Source organism: Pseudoalteromonas sp. BSi20495 (assembly GCF_000241185.1).
Lineage (GTDB): Bacteria > Pseudomonadota > Gammaproteobacteria > Enterobacterales > Alteromonadaceae > Pseudoalteromonas > Pseudoalteromonas fuliginea.
Genome location: NZ_BADY01000069.1, coordinates 36,296 through 52,611, shown reverse-complemented (window position 1 = coordinate 52,611; position 16,316 = coordinate 36,296). Strand labels below are relative to the sequence as shown.

General features: G+C 40.8%; 10 protein-coding genes and 1 pseudogene. 4 read left to right on the top strand and 7 right to left on the bottom strand.

Annotation, left to right across the window (positions count from 1 at the left end):
* The first annotated feature begins 435 nt into the window (after nucleotides 1-435).
* The 4 genes from P20495_RS10885 (at nucleotide 436) to P20495_RS10900 (ending at nucleotide 8,737) form a co-directional block, all read left to right on the top strand.
* Nucleotides 436-2,964: a TonB-dependent siderophore receptor gene (locus P20495_RS10885; protein WP_008136070.1), complete on the top strand. Its 2,529-nt coding sequence runs from the start codon at nucleotides 436-438 to the stop codon at nucleotides 2,962-2,964.
* A gap of 206 nt (nucleotides 2,965-3,170) precedes the next feature.
* The gene (locus P20495_RS10890) at nucleotides 3,171-4,064 is read left to right on the top strand and encodes a hypothetical protein (RefSeq protein WP_007377385.1); all 894 of its coding nucleotides are present in this window, start codon (nucleotides 3,171-3,173) and stop codon (nucleotides 4,062-4,064) included.
* Nucleotides 4,065-4,287: 223 nt separating this feature from the next.
* Complete coding sequence (locus P20495_RS10895) at nucleotides 4,288-6,684, top strand: PKD domain-containing protein (RefSeq protein WP_008136067.1); 2,397 nt, start codon at nucleotides 4,288-4,290, stop codon at nucleotides 6,682-6,684.
* Between the two features lie 163 nt (nucleotides 6,685-6,847).
* Nucleotides 6,848-8,737, top strand: coding sequence for a monovalent cation:proton antiporter-2 (CPA2) family protein (locus P20495_RS10900; RefSeq protein ID WP_008136066.1), 1,890 nt, complete (start codon nucleotides 6,848-6,850; stop codon nucleotides 8,735-8,737).
* A 99-nt stretch (nucleotides 8,738-8,836) separates the two neighbouring features.
* Here P20495_RS10900 and P20495_RS10905 read toward each other — a convergent pair whose 3' ends face one another.
* From P20495_RS10905 to P20495_RS10930, 7 genes and pseudogenes are all read right to left on the bottom strand, one after another.
* A complete protein-coding gene (locus P20495_RS10905; RefSeq protein WP_008136064.1) occupies nucleotides 8,837-9,220 on the bottom strand; it encodes a hypothetical protein in 384 nt (127 codons plus the stop codon).
* A gap of 2 nt (nucleotides 9,221-9,222) precedes the next feature.
* Nucleotides 9,223-9,744, bottom strand: a complete 522-nt coding sequence (locus P20495_RS10910) for a YcxB family protein (RefSeq protein ID WP_008136062.1) — start codon at nucleotides 9,742-9,744, stop codon at nucleotides 9,223-9,225.
* Nucleotides 9,745-9,808: 64 nt separating this feature from the next.
* Complete coding sequence (locus P20495_RS10915) at nucleotides 9,809-10,549, bottom strand: hypothetical protein (RefSeq protein WP_008136061.1); 741 nt, start codon at nucleotides 10,547-10,549, stop codon at nucleotides 9,809-9,811.
* Complete coding sequence (locus P20495_RS10920) at nucleotides 10,534-10,884, bottom strand: hypothetical protein (RefSeq protein ID WP_008136059.1); 351 nt, start codon at nucleotides 10,882-10,884, stop codon at nucleotides 10,534-10,536. Before P20495_RS10920 ends, P20495_RS10915 begins: the two co-directional genes overlap by 16 nt.
* Before the next feature lie 381 nt (nucleotides 10,885-11,265).
* Nucleotides 11,266-11,980: pseudogene (locus tag P20495_RS20505) on the bottom strand (hypothetical protein).
* Between the two features lie 139 nt (nucleotides 11,981-12,119).
* Complete coding sequence (locus P20495_RS10925; RefSeq protein ID WP_008136051.1) at nucleotides 12,120-13,910, bottom strand: alkaline phosphatase; 1,791 nt, start codon at nucleotides 13,908-13,910, stop codon at nucleotides 12,120-12,122.
* Nucleotides 13,911-13,921: 11 nt separating this feature from the next.
* Nucleotides 13,922-15,511, bottom strand: a complete 1,590-nt coding sequence (locus tag P20495_RS10930) for an alkaline phosphatase (RefSeq protein WP_008136049.1) — start codon at nucleotides 15,509-15,511, stop codon at nucleotides 13,922-13,924.
* Nucleotides 15,512-16,316 lie beyond the last annotated feature (805 nt).

Genomic DNA, 16,316 nt, shown 5'->3' with positions numbered 1-16,316 from the left:
AGATTGCAACTACAACGATCCAAACGCCTATATCACGCGTAAACACTGGGGCGTGTTGGCCTTTGTGGATTGAAATTTGTTCAATCTAGGAGCGATTTAATCGCGGCGCGAGGTTTGTAACCTAGTGGGCTAAGTAAAAACTGAGTAACAAAGAGTTAATCGTTCCTAGAAAGAACCCAAAGGGCAGCGCATGTTTGGCATTTATGCTGCGTTATCGCCTATTTATGGGGAGTAACCACACTACATAGGCTCTGCCTTGCCTAAAAGCCAAACATACTGCTGCAAATTCAATCACCAAGGCAACACGCCCCAGCTTACTTGTTAACAACTTAGAATATCTTAGATAGTTTTTATCTTTGCACTAGGGTAGTCGCTTCTATATGATGCGCTCCTTTTTAAAATCAATAGTCAGCAGCCCTCAAGGGAATCAACATCATGTTAAAGCCATTATCAGCCAAAAAAGTAGCACTTAGCCTGGCCGTTTCTTCTGCACTTAGTGCACCCTATTCTTCTGTATTTGCTGCAGAACAAGATGTTCAAGCCGAAAAAAGCATTGAAGTGATTTCAGTAACAGGTACTCGCCGTAGCTTACGCAGTATTGCCGAAAGCTCAGTACCTGTAGATATTATTACCAGCGGTGATATGCAAAGTACGGGTCAGCTAGAAATAAGCCAAATACTAGCAAACCAAGTACCTAGCTTTAACTACCCAAGTGCCACTATGGGTGATGGTACTGACCATGCAAAACCAGCTGTTTTACGTGGATTAGCACCCGATCACACCCTAGTGCTCATTAATGGCAAACGCCGCCATGCCGGTGCGCTATTAAACTTAGCAGGTGTTGTTGGCCGAGGCTCTACCGCTGTTGATTTGAACATGATTCCAACATCAGCCATTAAGCGTGTTGAAGTACTACGTGATGGCGCAGCCGCACAGTACGGTTCTGATGCAATTGCTGGGGTAATTAACATTGTACTTAAAGATGCCTCAGAAGGCGGTAGCGTAAGCGTAACGTACGGTAAATACGATACTCAAATGGCTGGCGTACCTCAGCTAGAAAGCACCTATGCAGATGCAAACGGCGACTTAGCGTTTAATACCGGTGGCGACCGCGAAGTAAACGACGGTGCAACTCGCACTGTTAGCGCAAACTCTGGTTTTGCGTTATCTGATAACGGCTTTGTAAACGTATCAATTGAGTACCGTGATAACGACTCAACTCAGCGCTCAGGCTTTGACCCACGCGAACAATACAGCCGTCTTGATGATGGCAGCCTAGACCCACGCGAATTTACTATCGATCGTTACAACCACCGCTTTGGTAAAGCCGACCTTGAAGATTACGCGTTGTTTTACAACATGGGTTACGATTTAGATAACGGCTTAAACCTTTATTCATTTGGTAGCTACTCAAAGCGTGAAGGTAATTCAGGTGGTTTTTACCGCCGTGCAAAAGACAGCCGTAACGTTTTAGAAGTGTACCCAGATGGCTTTTTGCCGCAAATTGAAACAGACGTACAAGACTACTCATTTGCGCTGGGCTTAAAAGGCGAAACTAACGACTGGACATGGGATGTAAGTACCAACTACGGCCGTAACGACTTTGGTTTCGGTGTTATAAATAGTATTAACACATCACTAGGTGCCGACAGCCCAAACGAATTTGACAACGGTGCATTGGTTTACGATCAGTTTTTAGTAAACGCAACGGCCAATACCACACTTGATTTAGGCTTACCTGATGACGTATTTTTTACCGTAGGTACTGAATACCGCCACGAAAGCTACAAAATTGAAGAAGGCGAAGAAGCGTCTTACATCACCGCACTTGATAGCGATGGTAACCCAATTGCAGCCGGTGGCGCGCAAGTACTTGCTGGTTTTGGACCAGAAAGTGCGACTGACGAAAGCCGTCATAACATCGCTTTATTTGTTGAGTTTGATACCTACTTAACAGAAAAATGGAACGTAGTTTTAGCGGGTCGTTATGAAGATTACAGCGACTTTGGTGACACATTTACTTCTAAGCTTGCTTCGCGTTACAGCATTACTGAAAACCTATCGCTGCGCGGTGCAATTAGCACAGGTTTCCGTGCACCATCTTTAGCGCAAAGCTCGTACCGCCAAATCTCTACTGTACTTGAGAACAACCAACCATTTGAAGTTGGTCTATTCCCAACCGATTCTGCAGCAGCGCAAGCGCTAGGCGCACAGCCGTTAGATGCTGAAGAGTCAGTAAACGTTACTGCGGGCTTTATGTACACGCAAGGCAGCTTTAGCTTAACAGTAGATGCATACCGTATTGATATTGATGACCGTATTGTATTGTCTGAAAACTTAGAGGGCGATGCAGTTGTTGAAATACTACAAAATGCCGGTGAGCTAAATACCGAAAGCGTACGTTACTTTACCAACGCGATTGACTCACGCACGCAAGGTGTTGATATTGTTGCTACTTATAACCTAGATTTAGACAACTTAGGTGATTTACGCCTAAACGTAGCCGCTAACTTTAACGATACCGAAGTAACACACGTAAACGACAACCCAGCACAGCTTAACTCACTAGGTGACGACTACGTAGTGTTTGCACGTCGTGAAGTAGGCCGCTTTGAAGAGGGCACGCCAGATAGCAAATGGAACTTATCAGCAGTGTGGAACTTTAACGAATGGCAAACAACGCTTCGTGCCACACGTTATGGTGAAGTCGCTGATATATCAACTACAGCTGATCGCGATGAATACCTAGACCCTAAATGGATCACCGACTTAGAAGTGGCATACCGTCCAGACGAATATTGGAAATTTGCCGTTGGTGCAAACAACTTGTTCGATCAATACCCACAAGCAACCGTGGATAACATTGGTTACTCTGACTTTGGCCAAATATTCCCGTACACACCGTATGCACCTTACGGATTAGACGGACGCTTTTTATACGGTAATATTACTTACAGCTTTTAATTAGTTTACTAATAAAAGCAGAGCAATTATAAAAGGATGCATCACGCATCCTTTTATATTAATAATTAGTTATTTTAACCACTTATTAGTATTTCAACTTTCATAAAAAACCACCACCCTATACAAAACAACAGCTTACATTTCGGCCTCATTTTTGCTCTATATTGTTTATATAAATACAAATAATAAATACCAAAGGACTAAACATGAGCTCATCAACTGTATCTAACATTACAAAACCACTTTCACTTATTGGCGGCATTTTATTATTAAGTGGCTGTGTATTTCATATATCGCCAAGCGTTGCCTCAGTAAAACAAACAAAACAGCTATCACTGCCAAGCAATAATTTAGAATATTTAAATGTGTTAAGCGGCGCAGGTAGCCTTGAAATAAAAGGCTCAAAAACGGCCACCAGCATCAGTGTTGATGCCACTATTTACACAGCCGACATTGAAGACGAATACGAGCTAACGCTCGAGCAAGACGGTAAACAGGCAAAGCTTGTTGCCCAAAATAAAAGTCGTAATGGTATTAGCTTTTACAGTGGCCAATCTCCAAGTATTAATTTAGTGGTTACTGTGCCAAGTAATCTAAATTTAGATATTGATGATGGCTCTGGCGACATTTTAATAAGTGCTATGCAAAGCAATATTGATGTAAAAGACGGCTCAGGAGATTTAACGATAAGCGGTGCTAAAAACCTAACTGTTGACGATGGATCAGGTGAAGTAAACCTTGAAAACATCGCAGGTAATTTAGAATTAACCGATGGATCTGGCAGTATTCACATTAACAACGTAAGCGGCAATGCAACTATTGACGATGGTTCTGGCGAAATGCACGTGAGCAACATAACCGGTTCGCTAAACGTTGAAGATGGATCGGGTGATATAGTAATAAGCCATATTAGCGGTGCAGTTAATGTTGATGATAACTCTGGCGACCTGCTTATTGAGCATATTGGTTCAAGCGTAACAATTGAAGATGGTTCGGGTGATATTCGCGTTAATCATGCAAAGGGGCTGACTATCACTGAGTCGGGCTCGGGCGATGTAAGTATCGATAATATTAGCGGTTCAGTAAAAGTAGCTGACTAACTTTATTTAAGCGTTATTCAACTGCCATTTAATATACTTTATGCCCTATCAATCTGGGCATAAAGCACTCCTCTCAAAGTATAAGTTATTTAAAAGCAGCACTGCTTCACGTTAACTATTTCCTAAAATAATATAAAAAGTACCTATTTTGATTTATTTTTTTGCTTTATAGCTAATTTCGGTACATATTAGTATTCGACTTTATTAAAAGGATATTAATACTATGAAATGGAAACTCTTAATTCTAATCACGACTCTATTCACGCTTGTTGCATGTGGCTCTGGTGGTTCAGACTCCAAAACAGTAACTAAACCGCTCAGCACTAACACAAAGCCTGTTGCGGTTATTACCACCGAGCAATCGAAGTTTAAAGTAAATACCACCCTCGTGTTTAGCGCAGCACAAAGTAGCGACCCCGATGGCGATGCACTCACCTATCAATGGCAATTAACCAGCAAAAACGAACAAGTAGAAATACCGATTACGGTTAATAATGAAAGTACCGTTGAGTTTTCAGTATCTGAAGCACAAGAGTACCAATTAGTATTAACCGTGAGTGACGGCAAGCTTTCAAGCACACCGGCACAAAAACAACTCACCGTTACTGCAAGTACCCAACTAACTGCTAACGCAGGTAGCACACAAACCGTTAAACAAGGTGATGTTGTGCTTTTAAATGGCGCGCAAAGTAGCACAACCAGCGGCGCCATTAATCAATACAAATGGCAATTTATTACCAAGCCCGTAGCAAGTAATGCAACGCTTGAAAATGCGACTCAAGTAAAAAGCCAGTTTGTTGCAGACGAAATAGGCGAGTTTAAAGTTGAGCTTACCGTTACTGATTCACAAGGTGATACAGCAAGCACTGTCGTACTCATAAAAAGTGAATCGCTTAATTCTAATTCATCGCCACAAGCGGTTATAAACGTAGAAAATCAAACAATTGCCCCAAATGAAGTTGTTACACTTTACGGTAACCAAAGTACTGATCCCGATAAAAACGATACGCTTAGTTATGCGTGGGCAATTACAGCAAAACCCCAGGGCAGCACGCCTGCTCTTTCAAACATGCAAAATCATACCGCTGGGTTTTCAGCGTCTACAGCTGGAGATTACGCGCTTTCACTCACTGTTACCGATCAACAAAACGAAAGTGATATCGCATCAGTTACTTTAACTGTTACCACAAGCAATAAAGCCCCAATAGCAACACTTGAATCCGAACGTGATATTACGTTAAACGAATCAACCACTTTGCAGTGCCAACAATGCAGCGACCCAGACGGAGATACGCTGAATTATAACTGGCAGTTACAAGCCAAGCCTGTAAATAGTGCATCGCAACTGACTAACAACACATCAGCAACGCCCTCTATTGTTGCCGATAAAGAAGGCGACTACGTTGTAGTGCTTACAGTGTCTGATGGGCAATTAAGCTCAAACCAAGCAACCTCAGTACTGCATGCCAGTAGCAATAAAAAGCCTATTACTTTGGTAACTTATGAAACCTCTATAACGGTTGATGAACAAGTTTTACTTGATGCCTCAACTAGTTACGATCCAGAAGGCCAGTCACTAAGCTACCAATGGGAAATCATTTCGTCGCAAGGCCAAGCAACGCTTAGCAGTAATACAATATCAAAACCAACGTTTAGCGCATCAGTAGAGGGACAAGTGGTTATTTCGTTACGCACTAACGATGGCGTGCAGTTCTCTGACACAAAAACCCTAACAATTGATGTAATACAAAACGCATTGCCAGTAATTAGCTTCACGGGGGAGCAATCGCGCTACGATGTAGTGGGCAATGCAGTTAAATTTGATGTAAGCCAAAGTTACGACCCAGAAGGAACCTCTCTCGATTACGCTTGGACGCTATCAGCGCCTTCAGGCTCGAGCACCAGCTTAAGCAATACAAACCAAAGTATTACCGAATTTATCGCAGATATGACAGGTAGTTACACGCTAACCGTTATAGCAACTGATGCTGATGGATTTTCAAAAAGTGTGCAATTCTCAATTACAGTAACTAACTCTGCACAACTTACCGGTCGTATTAAAGGGCAACTCACTAATGTGCAAAAAGCCGCTATAAGCAATGCACAGCTAACAATTAATGGACAGCAGTACAGCACCAACACAAATGGCTTTTTTGATGAAGAGGTTAATTTAGCGCAAGGCGAAAAAATAACGATAACAACATCAGATCAAAGGCTTGCAGCTGGGGAATACAACTCCGTAGCAATTACGCAAAGCAACTTTACTGTGGATATAGGCCAAAATAGCATGCCCGTTTTACAAGCTGTTGAGGTTTCAGTATTTGTGTGTGCTGAGTTTTCAGGCCCCGACACCGTTAACCTACGCTTTAACATGGTAGATACACTTTTAGCGTCAGATAGCTTTCAATTTAGCTTTGATCAAACAAAACCACTTACTTTACAAAAAAGCGGAAGTACCTACCTCGATAGCGAATTGGATATCGACCTACCTGCATCTGCCGAATTTGAAGTAACAGTAATTGAAACAAACGTTGAAAATACAATCAGCTCAAACATTACTATTTACCATTCTGATTCAGGCCAACCGAGCTCAGCAATTATAAGTATTTGTAATATTTAGCCCCCAAATAAGCCCTTCAACATAAAGTGCTATTTTTAGCCCAGTAGTTATAACCATTAGTGTTATAACTACTGATAAATAAACAACTTTGAGCCATATAATCCATTGTATTTTATAAGCAGCTAAGCCATTCTAAAAGCCTTGATGTTATTAGGATAAACGCGTGTTAGAAATTGCTTTAATTTACTTAGCAGCAGCCATTGTAGCTGTGCCTATTGCTAAACGAGTCGGACTGGGCTCAGTATTAGGTTATTTAATTGCCGGAATACTCATTGGCCCTTATGCGCTGGGTGTTGTGGGCGATCAAACCGATGTAATGCACTTCGCAGAATTTGGCGTAGTAATGATGCTGTTTTTAGTGGGCCTTGAACTACAACCTTCGCGTTTATGGACATTACGCCACTCTATTTTAGGGCTTGGCGGCTTACAGGTTGTGCTATCGGCAGCGGCTATTTTTGCATTTTGTTATTGGTTTTTTGCCATGCATTGGCAAACCGCACTCGCCATTGGTTTAATGCTGGCGCTCTCCTCTACCGCTATTGTACTGCAAAGCCTTGAAGAAAAAGGCTGGCTAAAGCAAGAAGCCGGACAAAACGCTTTTTCGGTATTGCTGTTTCAAGACATCGCAATTATTCCTATTTTAGCCCTATTGCCACTGCTTGCATTTGCCCCGCAAACTAGCTCAAAAGAAATCAGCGATTCGATTATTGCAAGCTGGCCTGTATGGCAACAAGTATGTGTATCGGTCGCGGTTATTGCCGCTATTATTGCCGGCGGTAAATATGTATCGGCCCCGTTATTTAGATACATTGCCCAAACGCACATGCGTGAAATATTTACTATTTTTGCACTGTTTTTAGTGGTCGCTATTGCACTGGTTATGCAAAGTATTGGTTTATCGCCTGCATTGGGAACTTTTTTAGCGGGCGTTGTACTTGCCGAGAGTGAATTTAGACACGAATTAGAAGCTGATATAGAACCCTTTAAAGGCTTACTGTTAGGGTTGTTTTTTATAACTGTTGGCGCATCAATTAACTTTGAACTGCTATTTAACGAGTTTAGTACCGTTATTGCCTTAGTAGTTTTACTCATAGTAGTTAAAGCCTGCATTTTATTTGCCCTTGCCGTTACCTTTAAAATTAACAGTAAACAGCAGTTATTATTTGCCCTAGCGCTTGCCCAAGGCGGTGAATTTGCCTTTGTACTGTTAAGCGTAACCACTACCTTAAGTATTTTAACGCCCGAGCAAACCAGCCTTGTTACCTTAGTTGTCGCGGTATCAATGCTAATAGCGCCGTTATTACTTATGGTTTATGAGCAAATACAAAAACGCAGCAGCAGTGCTTTGCCTGAGTTTGATAAGCCAGAGCAAATTAGCACCGCTAAGCACGTAATTATTGCGGGCTACGGACGATTTGGGCAAATTATGGGGCGTTTACTGCACGCGCAAGGCTACGAAATTACCGTACTTGATCACAGCCCTAGCCAAATAGAATTACTACGCCGTTTTGGCAATACCGTATTTTATGGTGATGCCGCACGCCAAGAACTCCTTGAAGCCGCAGGTGCTCACACCGCGCAAATGCTGGTAATTGCAATTGATAACCCCGATAAAACCATTGAGATAATTAAGCTCGCGCATAAAAACTACCCGCAACTTAAAATAGTTGCTCGCGCAATCGACCGCCGCCATGCGTATCAGTTACTTAATTTAAAAGTAGATGCGTTTAACCGCGAAACAGTCGACTCAGCTATTAACCTTGCCGTAGAGGCACTCGAGTTATTAGGTAACACTAAGCAAGATGCAGAACGCGCCGGTAAGCTGTTTAGAGACCACGACCGCGCTGCAGTTGTGCAACTTGCCGAGCTGTGGGGCGACGACGCCAGCTACGGCGTAGCCGTGCGCCAACGCATGGAAGATTTAAAACAAGTTCTGCAACAAGATAAACAAGCACAAAGCGATTTAAATACCTGCGATAGCGGCGATTGCGAAGACGGCTTAACAGAAGTAGCGAGTAAACCTAAAAAGCCTGATGATGCTCATTTGGAGTAGCGTCTAAAAACTGATATGTGCTATTAGCGTGAGTTAATAGCACTGTGAATAAGTGCTACAATCAAATAAGTTGTCTGAAAGCATAGCTGTACTTTTTAGTTAGTGTTCAAAGCGCTTATATGTTCCACGCCAATCTAAGTTTTCAGGATATTTAACCTTATAAGCATTTATTTCAGCCTTAGAAGCGTACTGAAAATAGATAGAAAAATAGTCACTTATGTAGCTTTCGCCGTCACCCATTCTCCAAAATATATCGCTCGGATGATAATTTGGAAATTTAATCCAAGGCGGTTTTGGCGGAGTATGCTTTAACTTATTTTCATAACGCTCTTTAAGCATTTTATTCCAAGCAGCTCTATGCTCTAGATACTTACCCCATTTTTCATCGGTAGTGTTAGCTGGTTTTTCACTTCCCATTGATGAAATAGGTATAAGCATTAAAATAAACACTAAGACGGTGTAAATATTTATAAAATTACGCATGACTAAATATGAGCTTTAATAAATGCTTTTAGTTCTTCTTTTTCGGCTTCGTTTGTAAATGTGCTAGCTGGGATTATTAAAGCCAATAACTTGTCTACAAATATATATAAATCACCTTTATTTTCTTCCATTGCTTCAACGGCTTGCCATTTATAAAAGTAACTTCCAAGATGATTAGTCTCGCAAATGCCATCAGCTTGAAATTCAATTGTTTTATTGCCAATCATTACGCCATTTTCATTGGGGATTGATTGCTCTTTTAACTTATAATTATTGTATAAAAATACAATAATTAATATTAAAAATGGCACTGCTACAATTAACCCACTTGGCCAATGAAAGTCAGAAAGGCGAATAGACTCAACCTGAAAAAAAGTCATAAGAACAACGGCTAGCACAAACCATACAATCATGTTTTTTATAAACCCTAAACCTTTATTATCTTTAGGCGCACACAACTTTTTTATTATAAAATCAGCATAGTCGGTATAATTCTTTTTAGTAACAGTAATAGATTTGAGCATAGTAATGTCCATATAGAACGCTTTTTAGCGCACAATTAAGTTTTGTGTTTAAGTAAATAGCTAACTACAAGCGTGTATCAAGCTTAACCAACTCACCTGATAGTACATCAAAAATATAATAAAGTGCTTCACTCTCCGGCTTGGTATAAATTAATACCATATTATTACTAATTAGCTGATAGCCTTCAATATTATCCATAATAGATTTCAAGCCAGAGCCGTCGTATTCAGAAACTAATAACTCTTTTTGGTCATCACTATTTAAAAAGCCATTTTTATTTGTATCTTTTTGTACAACTGAGAAGATGTTTTTACTTAGAACGCTTTGGTAACTGGTTTCTTTTAATTGAACCGGAGAAAAGCCTACAATTAATACGTTATTTTTGAATAACACTTTGTTTTTCTCGCCAGCTTTAGTAAACATTAAATTTACTGCATTACGACTCAAACTCAGTGCTGATGAAATAATAATCTCAGCATTAGCGCTGTAAGGTTTTTGATTTATTATTTTGTCAGACGTGATTTCTAAAATGTGAACATCTTTGATTTGACCAATATAATTTTTTTGTAACTTTGGTTCTTCATCAAGGGCTACGCTATGTTCAATCACCTGAACCTTAGGCGCAGAATAGCCACTTTTAAAAAGATCACTAATAAGGCTCTTACCAATAGCAAAAATTACAACTATCGCAGCAATAAATAGTAATACCTGATTAGATTTCTCAATAAAATTCATAATACGTGTTCTCAACGCAAACTCCTTATAAACAACTGTTTCACCTTTGGTAATTAATTTTTTACCCATTTTATATTGGTTTTTTTAATACCTAGACCTTGCTTGAAGCTTACAGGAAACTCTAATGTGGGCTTACCAGCCCAGCCTCTTTCAAGATATAAATTGTAGCCGTCATCATTTTTTTCATATGTAACAGCGGACAACCAAATACCATCCCAATCACCTAAAAAATCCAGTTCAGCTAAAGTGTTTGGGTATACCCCATTGCGGGTTTTATGTAGCTCAATTAGAGAAATAGCAGATACAAAGTTTTGTGTACCAAATTTCTCATCGGCCCCAGTTACTTCAAAATCACACCCAGATAGTAATAAAACAAATAAAAGACTAAATATATACTTTGTCATATGAAGCAACTTCTAACTTTGTTTAAACATTGCCGCAGGAAAATAACAAGTGAGTCCATACAAAGCATATAACTAAAAGTACTCGCATTTAATTCCCCATATAACAGCTTTGTTAATAGGCACTGTTGCAAACATCCCTATTGCGTGGACTTCTATTAGTATCAAATAGCGTAAGTTATTGCCAACTATAAATAATTAGTAAAAAGTTATGCTCATTTATAAGAAGGGACGGTTATTCGAGGTATTGTTTAGGCGGAAGTATTTTAAATTCACTTTATTTTAGAGGGCGGTTGGTAGCTCACCACAGCTTGCTGACTGAAGTATAAATTTACCCCCAACACAGCAAGCTCGTCCTACGCCACATTAAAACTCAATTAAAACCTAGTGGTGGTGCCCGCCTTGAATAGCTTCGCCCTGCTGGTTATAAAAACCTGTTGCGCTGTGTTCTATAAAACCAAGGTTTATCATTTTTACTAAAAACGGGTCATTTTCGTTATCGCCAATGTCGGCGTAATCTGTGGTTTGAAAGCGATCCCATTGTGCAAATTGAGCGGTAATTAATGGCTCATCAGTGCTTACATTATTAAGGCTAAGCAAGGTAGTTGTTTGGCTTTTTTTATTACTAATACTAAATGTTTTAACTAATTTTGAATGCGTAAAAAAGGACGAGGTTAAAGTCGTTGCCATTTTCGCTCAATGTATAGTTTTTTACTTCATCGCAGCCTTTACCTTGTGTGCTTACTAAGGTCATTTTTTTTATTAGGTGGTTATCCACCAGCTGACTTTTAGCACTCCAATTTTGCACGCCGCGTACTTCAGATGGTTGGTATTCAATGCCGCGTTGCTGGGCATTAAAGTAACGTATTGGTCGTATTTGATTATTGGCTAAGTGCTGCCAAAGCTCGGTTATTACTTCACTTTGATGCGCTACTTGCTGGTTGTTTCGCCAAAGGGTAAGTGACTCGCTACTTTGCTGCGCTTTATGGCTGTTGGTAATTTTATAATCGGCTTTTAAATGCTTAGCATCAATATCACATTGCGAGGCAAAGCTACTTGTACTTACAAGCGTGGCAATTATTAATAACGCTTTTTTCATTTAGCTATCTCTTATTTATATTTCAAGTTTATGGCAATAACATAACGATTAAAAATGTCAGCTTAATGACAAAAACCCCGCAAAGTAGGCGGGGTTTTTTATTTAGATATATTTAACTAAATTTATAACTAGCCGGTATTTATTGCGCTAGTTTTTCGTCTGCGGTTTTTACAAAGTCAGCGGCAAAGTCCATTACATGGAATAAAAAGCTTTGCTCGTTTGTGCCTGTTACCAAGTGTGCACCAGGTCCCATTGCATAAACGCCTACGTCTTCACCGGCATGTGTTTCTGAGCCCATTGGTACAAGTGCTTCTTGATGAAAGCCCGGTGTGGTTGTATCAACATCAGTTAAATCAACACGCCCTGTAACCGGTGCAAACGCGTAACCTGCATCGGCATTGGTCTCGCTACCTAGGTTTCTAAAGCCACCACCATTTGTGTAACCAACCGTTGTATAAGGCATATCGTCGGCAGCTAAGCTTGGCTCCGTTGCACCTACTGCAACCACTTTACCTAAAATTGGGTTACCGCGTTTAGGGTAACCGGCAATGGTAAATACATGGCTGTGATCGGCAGTTACAACTATTAATGTTTCTTCTGGGTTGGTGTTTTCCATCGCCACTTTAACGGCTTTGGCAAGCTCAATAGTGTCGTTTAACGCGTTATAAGCGTTACCCGCATGATGCGCGTGGTCAATTCGACCCGACTCAACCGTTAAGAAAAAACCTTGCTCGTTGTTATCAAGTACGTTTATTGCTTTTTCGGTCATTTGTGAAAGCGAAGGTTCGCCTGCAACATCGTTTGCGCGGTCAGCTTCGTACTGCATGTGGGACTCATTAAATAAGCCAAACACTTTAGTGGCGTCGTCACTTATTGCATCAAAACCGGTTTGATCCATTACGTACGTGCCATTTGGATATTGCGTTTTCCACTCTGCGGTTAAGTCGCGGTTATCTGTTCGATCCCCTTCAACAGCACTTACTGCATCGGTTGAATTAAACGCGGCATCTTTTGGTAAAAAGTGACGACGACCGCCGCCCATTACTACGTCAATACCGTCTACATCAACACCACTAAAGCGTGCTTCTAGGTTGGCTTCAAAATTAACCAGTTGCGATGCAATGTCTTCACATGTTGCAGCACTTTCTGGCATATCGGAGATATCTTCCCAGTTACGCTCTGCCGATTTAGCATACGTTGCAGCGGGTGTTGCGTGAGTAATACGCGCTGTCGAAATAATCCCTGTTGCTTTGCCTGCAATTTCAGCAAGCTCTAACGAGGTAACAAGTTCGTGCCCTTTGCCTGATGCACAATTACCACGTTCAACCGCTTCATCAATACCAATAACGCCTGCATCGGTTTTAACGCCCGATGCCATTGCGGTCATAGTGCCTGCCGAATCTGGCGTTTGCGCATCTACGTTGTATGTTTTTACAAAGCCCGAAAAAGGCATAGTTTCAAAGCTTAACTGGTGATCTTCACCCATTTCGCCCTCTAACTGACCCGCTAAAATACGTGCTGCGGTTATGGTAGAAATACCCATACCATCGCCCACAAATAAAATTACGTTTTTAGCTTTGCCTGATTCAGTAACAATGTTGCTACTGGCTGTTTGTGCTGCACCCAATTTTGTTTGTGCTTCACTAAACCACGTATTGCTAGTGAGCGAGGCTAACTGCTCGCTTGTTAGCGACGTTGCGGGTGCATTACACACTAAATTAGTTGAGTTAACTTCATCGCTGTCTAGCACGTCGTTATTATTTGTATCTGCGCCTACTTGCGTCTCTACGCCGCCATTAACGCACTGCTCAGAGCCCACTGCAATAGTATTATCTACTGCGATAATATTATTTTCATTTTTGTTATCGTCACTCGAGCAACCTGCAAGCGCGACCATTACTGCCAAAGAAAGTACCGTTAATTTGTTCATGTTAGCCGCCATTATTGCTGAGTTAATTCAAGAGCTTGATTAATTAGATGAAATACAACGTTTTGTTCAATTACACCTTGGGCTAGCTGAGCACCAGGACCTTTAGCATGTAAAGATATGTCTTCACCTGCGTGTGTTTCTGAGCCCATTGGTACGGTTGCTTCTTGGTGAAAACCTGGGGTTGTTGTATCAACGCCATTTAGCTCAACACGCCCTGCAACAGCAGCACTTGTGTAACTTGCATCAGCATTTGTCTCGTCGCCTAAATTTCTAAAACCTAAGCCATTTGCGTAACCGACTGTGGTGTACGGCATATCGTCGGCGGCTAGGCTTGGTGTTGTTGCACCTACTGCAACTACTTGACCTAAAATTGGATTACCACGCTTAGGGTAGCCTGCAATAGTAAATACATGGCTGTGATCGGCGGTTACTAAAATCAGGGTTTCTTCTGGGTTGGTGTTATCTACCGCAGCTTGCACGGCTTTAGCAAACTCAATGGTGTCGTTAAGCGCGTTGTATGCATTACCCGCGTGGTGCGCATGGTCAATTCGACCCGACTCAACCGTTAAGAAAAATCCATTATCGTTTTTACCAAGCACTTCAATTGCTTTAGTGGTCATATCGGTAAGTGAAGGCTCGCCCGCTACATCGTTTGCGCGGTCAGCTTCGTATTGCATATGGGATTCGTTAAATAAACCAAATACTTTAGTGGCGTCATCCGCTATTGCATCAAAGCCTGTTTGATCCATCACGTACGTAGCATCTGGGTATTGTGTTTGCCACTCAGTCACTAGGTTGCGCTCGTCAGTACGGTCGCCTTCTATAGCACTTACTGCATCTGTTGAGTTAGCTGTTTCGTCTTTCGGTAAAAAGTGACGACGACCGCCACCCATTACAAAATCAAGGCCGTCTACGTCGGTCCCTACAAATCGTGCTTCTAGGTTTTTTTCGAAGTTAACCAGTTGCGATGCAATGTCTTCACAGCCACCCGTTACGGCATCTTCTGGCATATCGGATACGTCTTCCCAGTTACGGTCAGCCGATTTAGCATACGTTGCAGCAGGGGTTGCATGAGTAATACGTGCTGTAGAAATAACGCCTGTTGCAAGACCTTTAATTTCAGCAAGCTCTGTAGCTGTAAGTAATTCATTACCTGCCACTGTTGAACACAAGCCGCGTTCAATATCTTCATCTACACCAATTACGCCAACATCGGTTTTAACACCCGAAATCATTGCCGTCATCGTGCCTGCTGAGTCGGGAGTTTGGGCATCTACGTTATACGTTTTAACTTGTGCAGAGTATGGGAACTCTTCAAAGCTTAAATAACCTTCTTCGCCGGGTTGGTTATTACGCTGCCCTTGCAAAATGCGCGCTGCGGTAAGAGTAGAAATACCCATGCCATCGCCCACAAATAAAATGACATTTTTAGCTTTAGTGGCTTGTGTAGCCTGCGCTTGTTCTGTTTTTGTTGTTAGTTTAGTTTGCGCAGCGCTATACCAGCTGCTGCCTTTTTGGCTTTGCGGTAGTACATCTGCATGGCTCACTGCGCTAAACGCAAACGTTAGAGCGATTGCCGCAGCGACTTTTTTAATTTTCATTCATAATTCCCATTGTTTAGTGGTTATTTTTTGCTTGAAGTTAAAAATCTCAAATGAGTAACCGCTGCACTATAGAAAAAAGATATGACTAAAAAAGGTAATTTTGGTGAACAAAAAGTGACTAATATTTTACAAAAAAAAGACATAAAAAGCGCAGCATGTTAAATGCTATAACTCTGGCTTAAAGCGACTGAGTTACACTCGCCTATGTTGATAGAACTGAGTATCGCCCGTATAACAAGTAGTTACTTTTCACCTTTTATATAGTGATTAAAAACGCCAATAACCTTTTGTTATTTTTTAATTACGCTTGCCTCCATAAATATAAAAAGGGGTAAAACCCATCAAAGTGGACATAAAATCGATTATTTAAATAATTACTGAAACACTTTGGATTACATTATTAGCACCTAAATTTGCAATTTAGAGCCAGTCAATTAAATAATCTAAGATCCATATAAAAATTAAACAGATAAGTGATAGACGTTTTAAGCACTTGAGGTTTCTATTTAATTCACTTAAAAGAATACCAAATAAAACATAACAAACTGATTTAAAAAGCTTTAATTTAATTTTAAAAAACAAATCTGCATAGGTGTTAGTAAACTGGCTAATAATTAACAGATAAAAAAGTAGTACTTCTAAAATAAAATCACAATAAAGCTTGGTATACGGCTTAACTTACTGTTATCCTGCTTCGCATCGGGTTGATAGAAAACCCTATTTATTTGTAAGTACCACGTTGATATTAGTAATAATCCTTCGCGTTATCCTCAGTTAAATGTATGTTTTCTTCCTGTTAAAT

Bases quoted from the DNA above. Each gene is read 5' to 3' on its own strand.
- P20495_RS10885 (WP_008136070.1), top strand. From the start codon at position 436: ATGTTAAAGCCATTATCAGCCAAAAAAGTAGCACTTAGCCTGGCCGTT.
- P20495_RS10905 (WP_008136064.1), bottom strand. From the start codon at position 9,220: ATGCGTAATTTTATAAATATTTACACCGTCTTAGTGTTTATTTTAATG.
- P20495_RS10910 (WP_008136062.1), bottom strand. From the start codon at position 9,744: ATGCTCAAATCTATTACTGTTACTAAAAAGAATTATACCGACTATGCT.
- P20495_RS10925 (WP_008136051.1), bottom strand. From the start codon at position 13,910: ATGAACAAATTAACGGTACTTTCTTTGGCAGTAATGGTCGCGCTTGCA.
- P20495_RS10890 (WP_007377385.1), top strand. From the start codon at position 3,171: ATGAGCTCATCAACTGTATCTAACATTACAAAACCACTTTCACTTATT.
- P20495_RS10930 (WP_008136049.1), bottom strand. From the start codon at position 15,511: ATGAAAATTAAAAAAGTCGCTGCGGCAATCGCTCTAACGTTTGCGTTT.
- P20495_RS10920 (WP_008136059.1), bottom strand. From the start codon at position 10,884: ATGACAAAGTATATATTTAGTCTTTTATTTGTTTTATTACTATCTGGG.
- P20495_RS10915 (WP_008136061.1), bottom strand. From the start codon at position 10,549: ATGGGTAAAAAATTAATTACCAAAGGTGAAACAGTTGTTTATAAGGAG.
- P20495_RS10895 (WP_008136067.1), top strand. From the start codon at position 4,288: ATGAAATGGAAACTCTTAATTCTAATCACGACTCTATTCACGCTTGTT.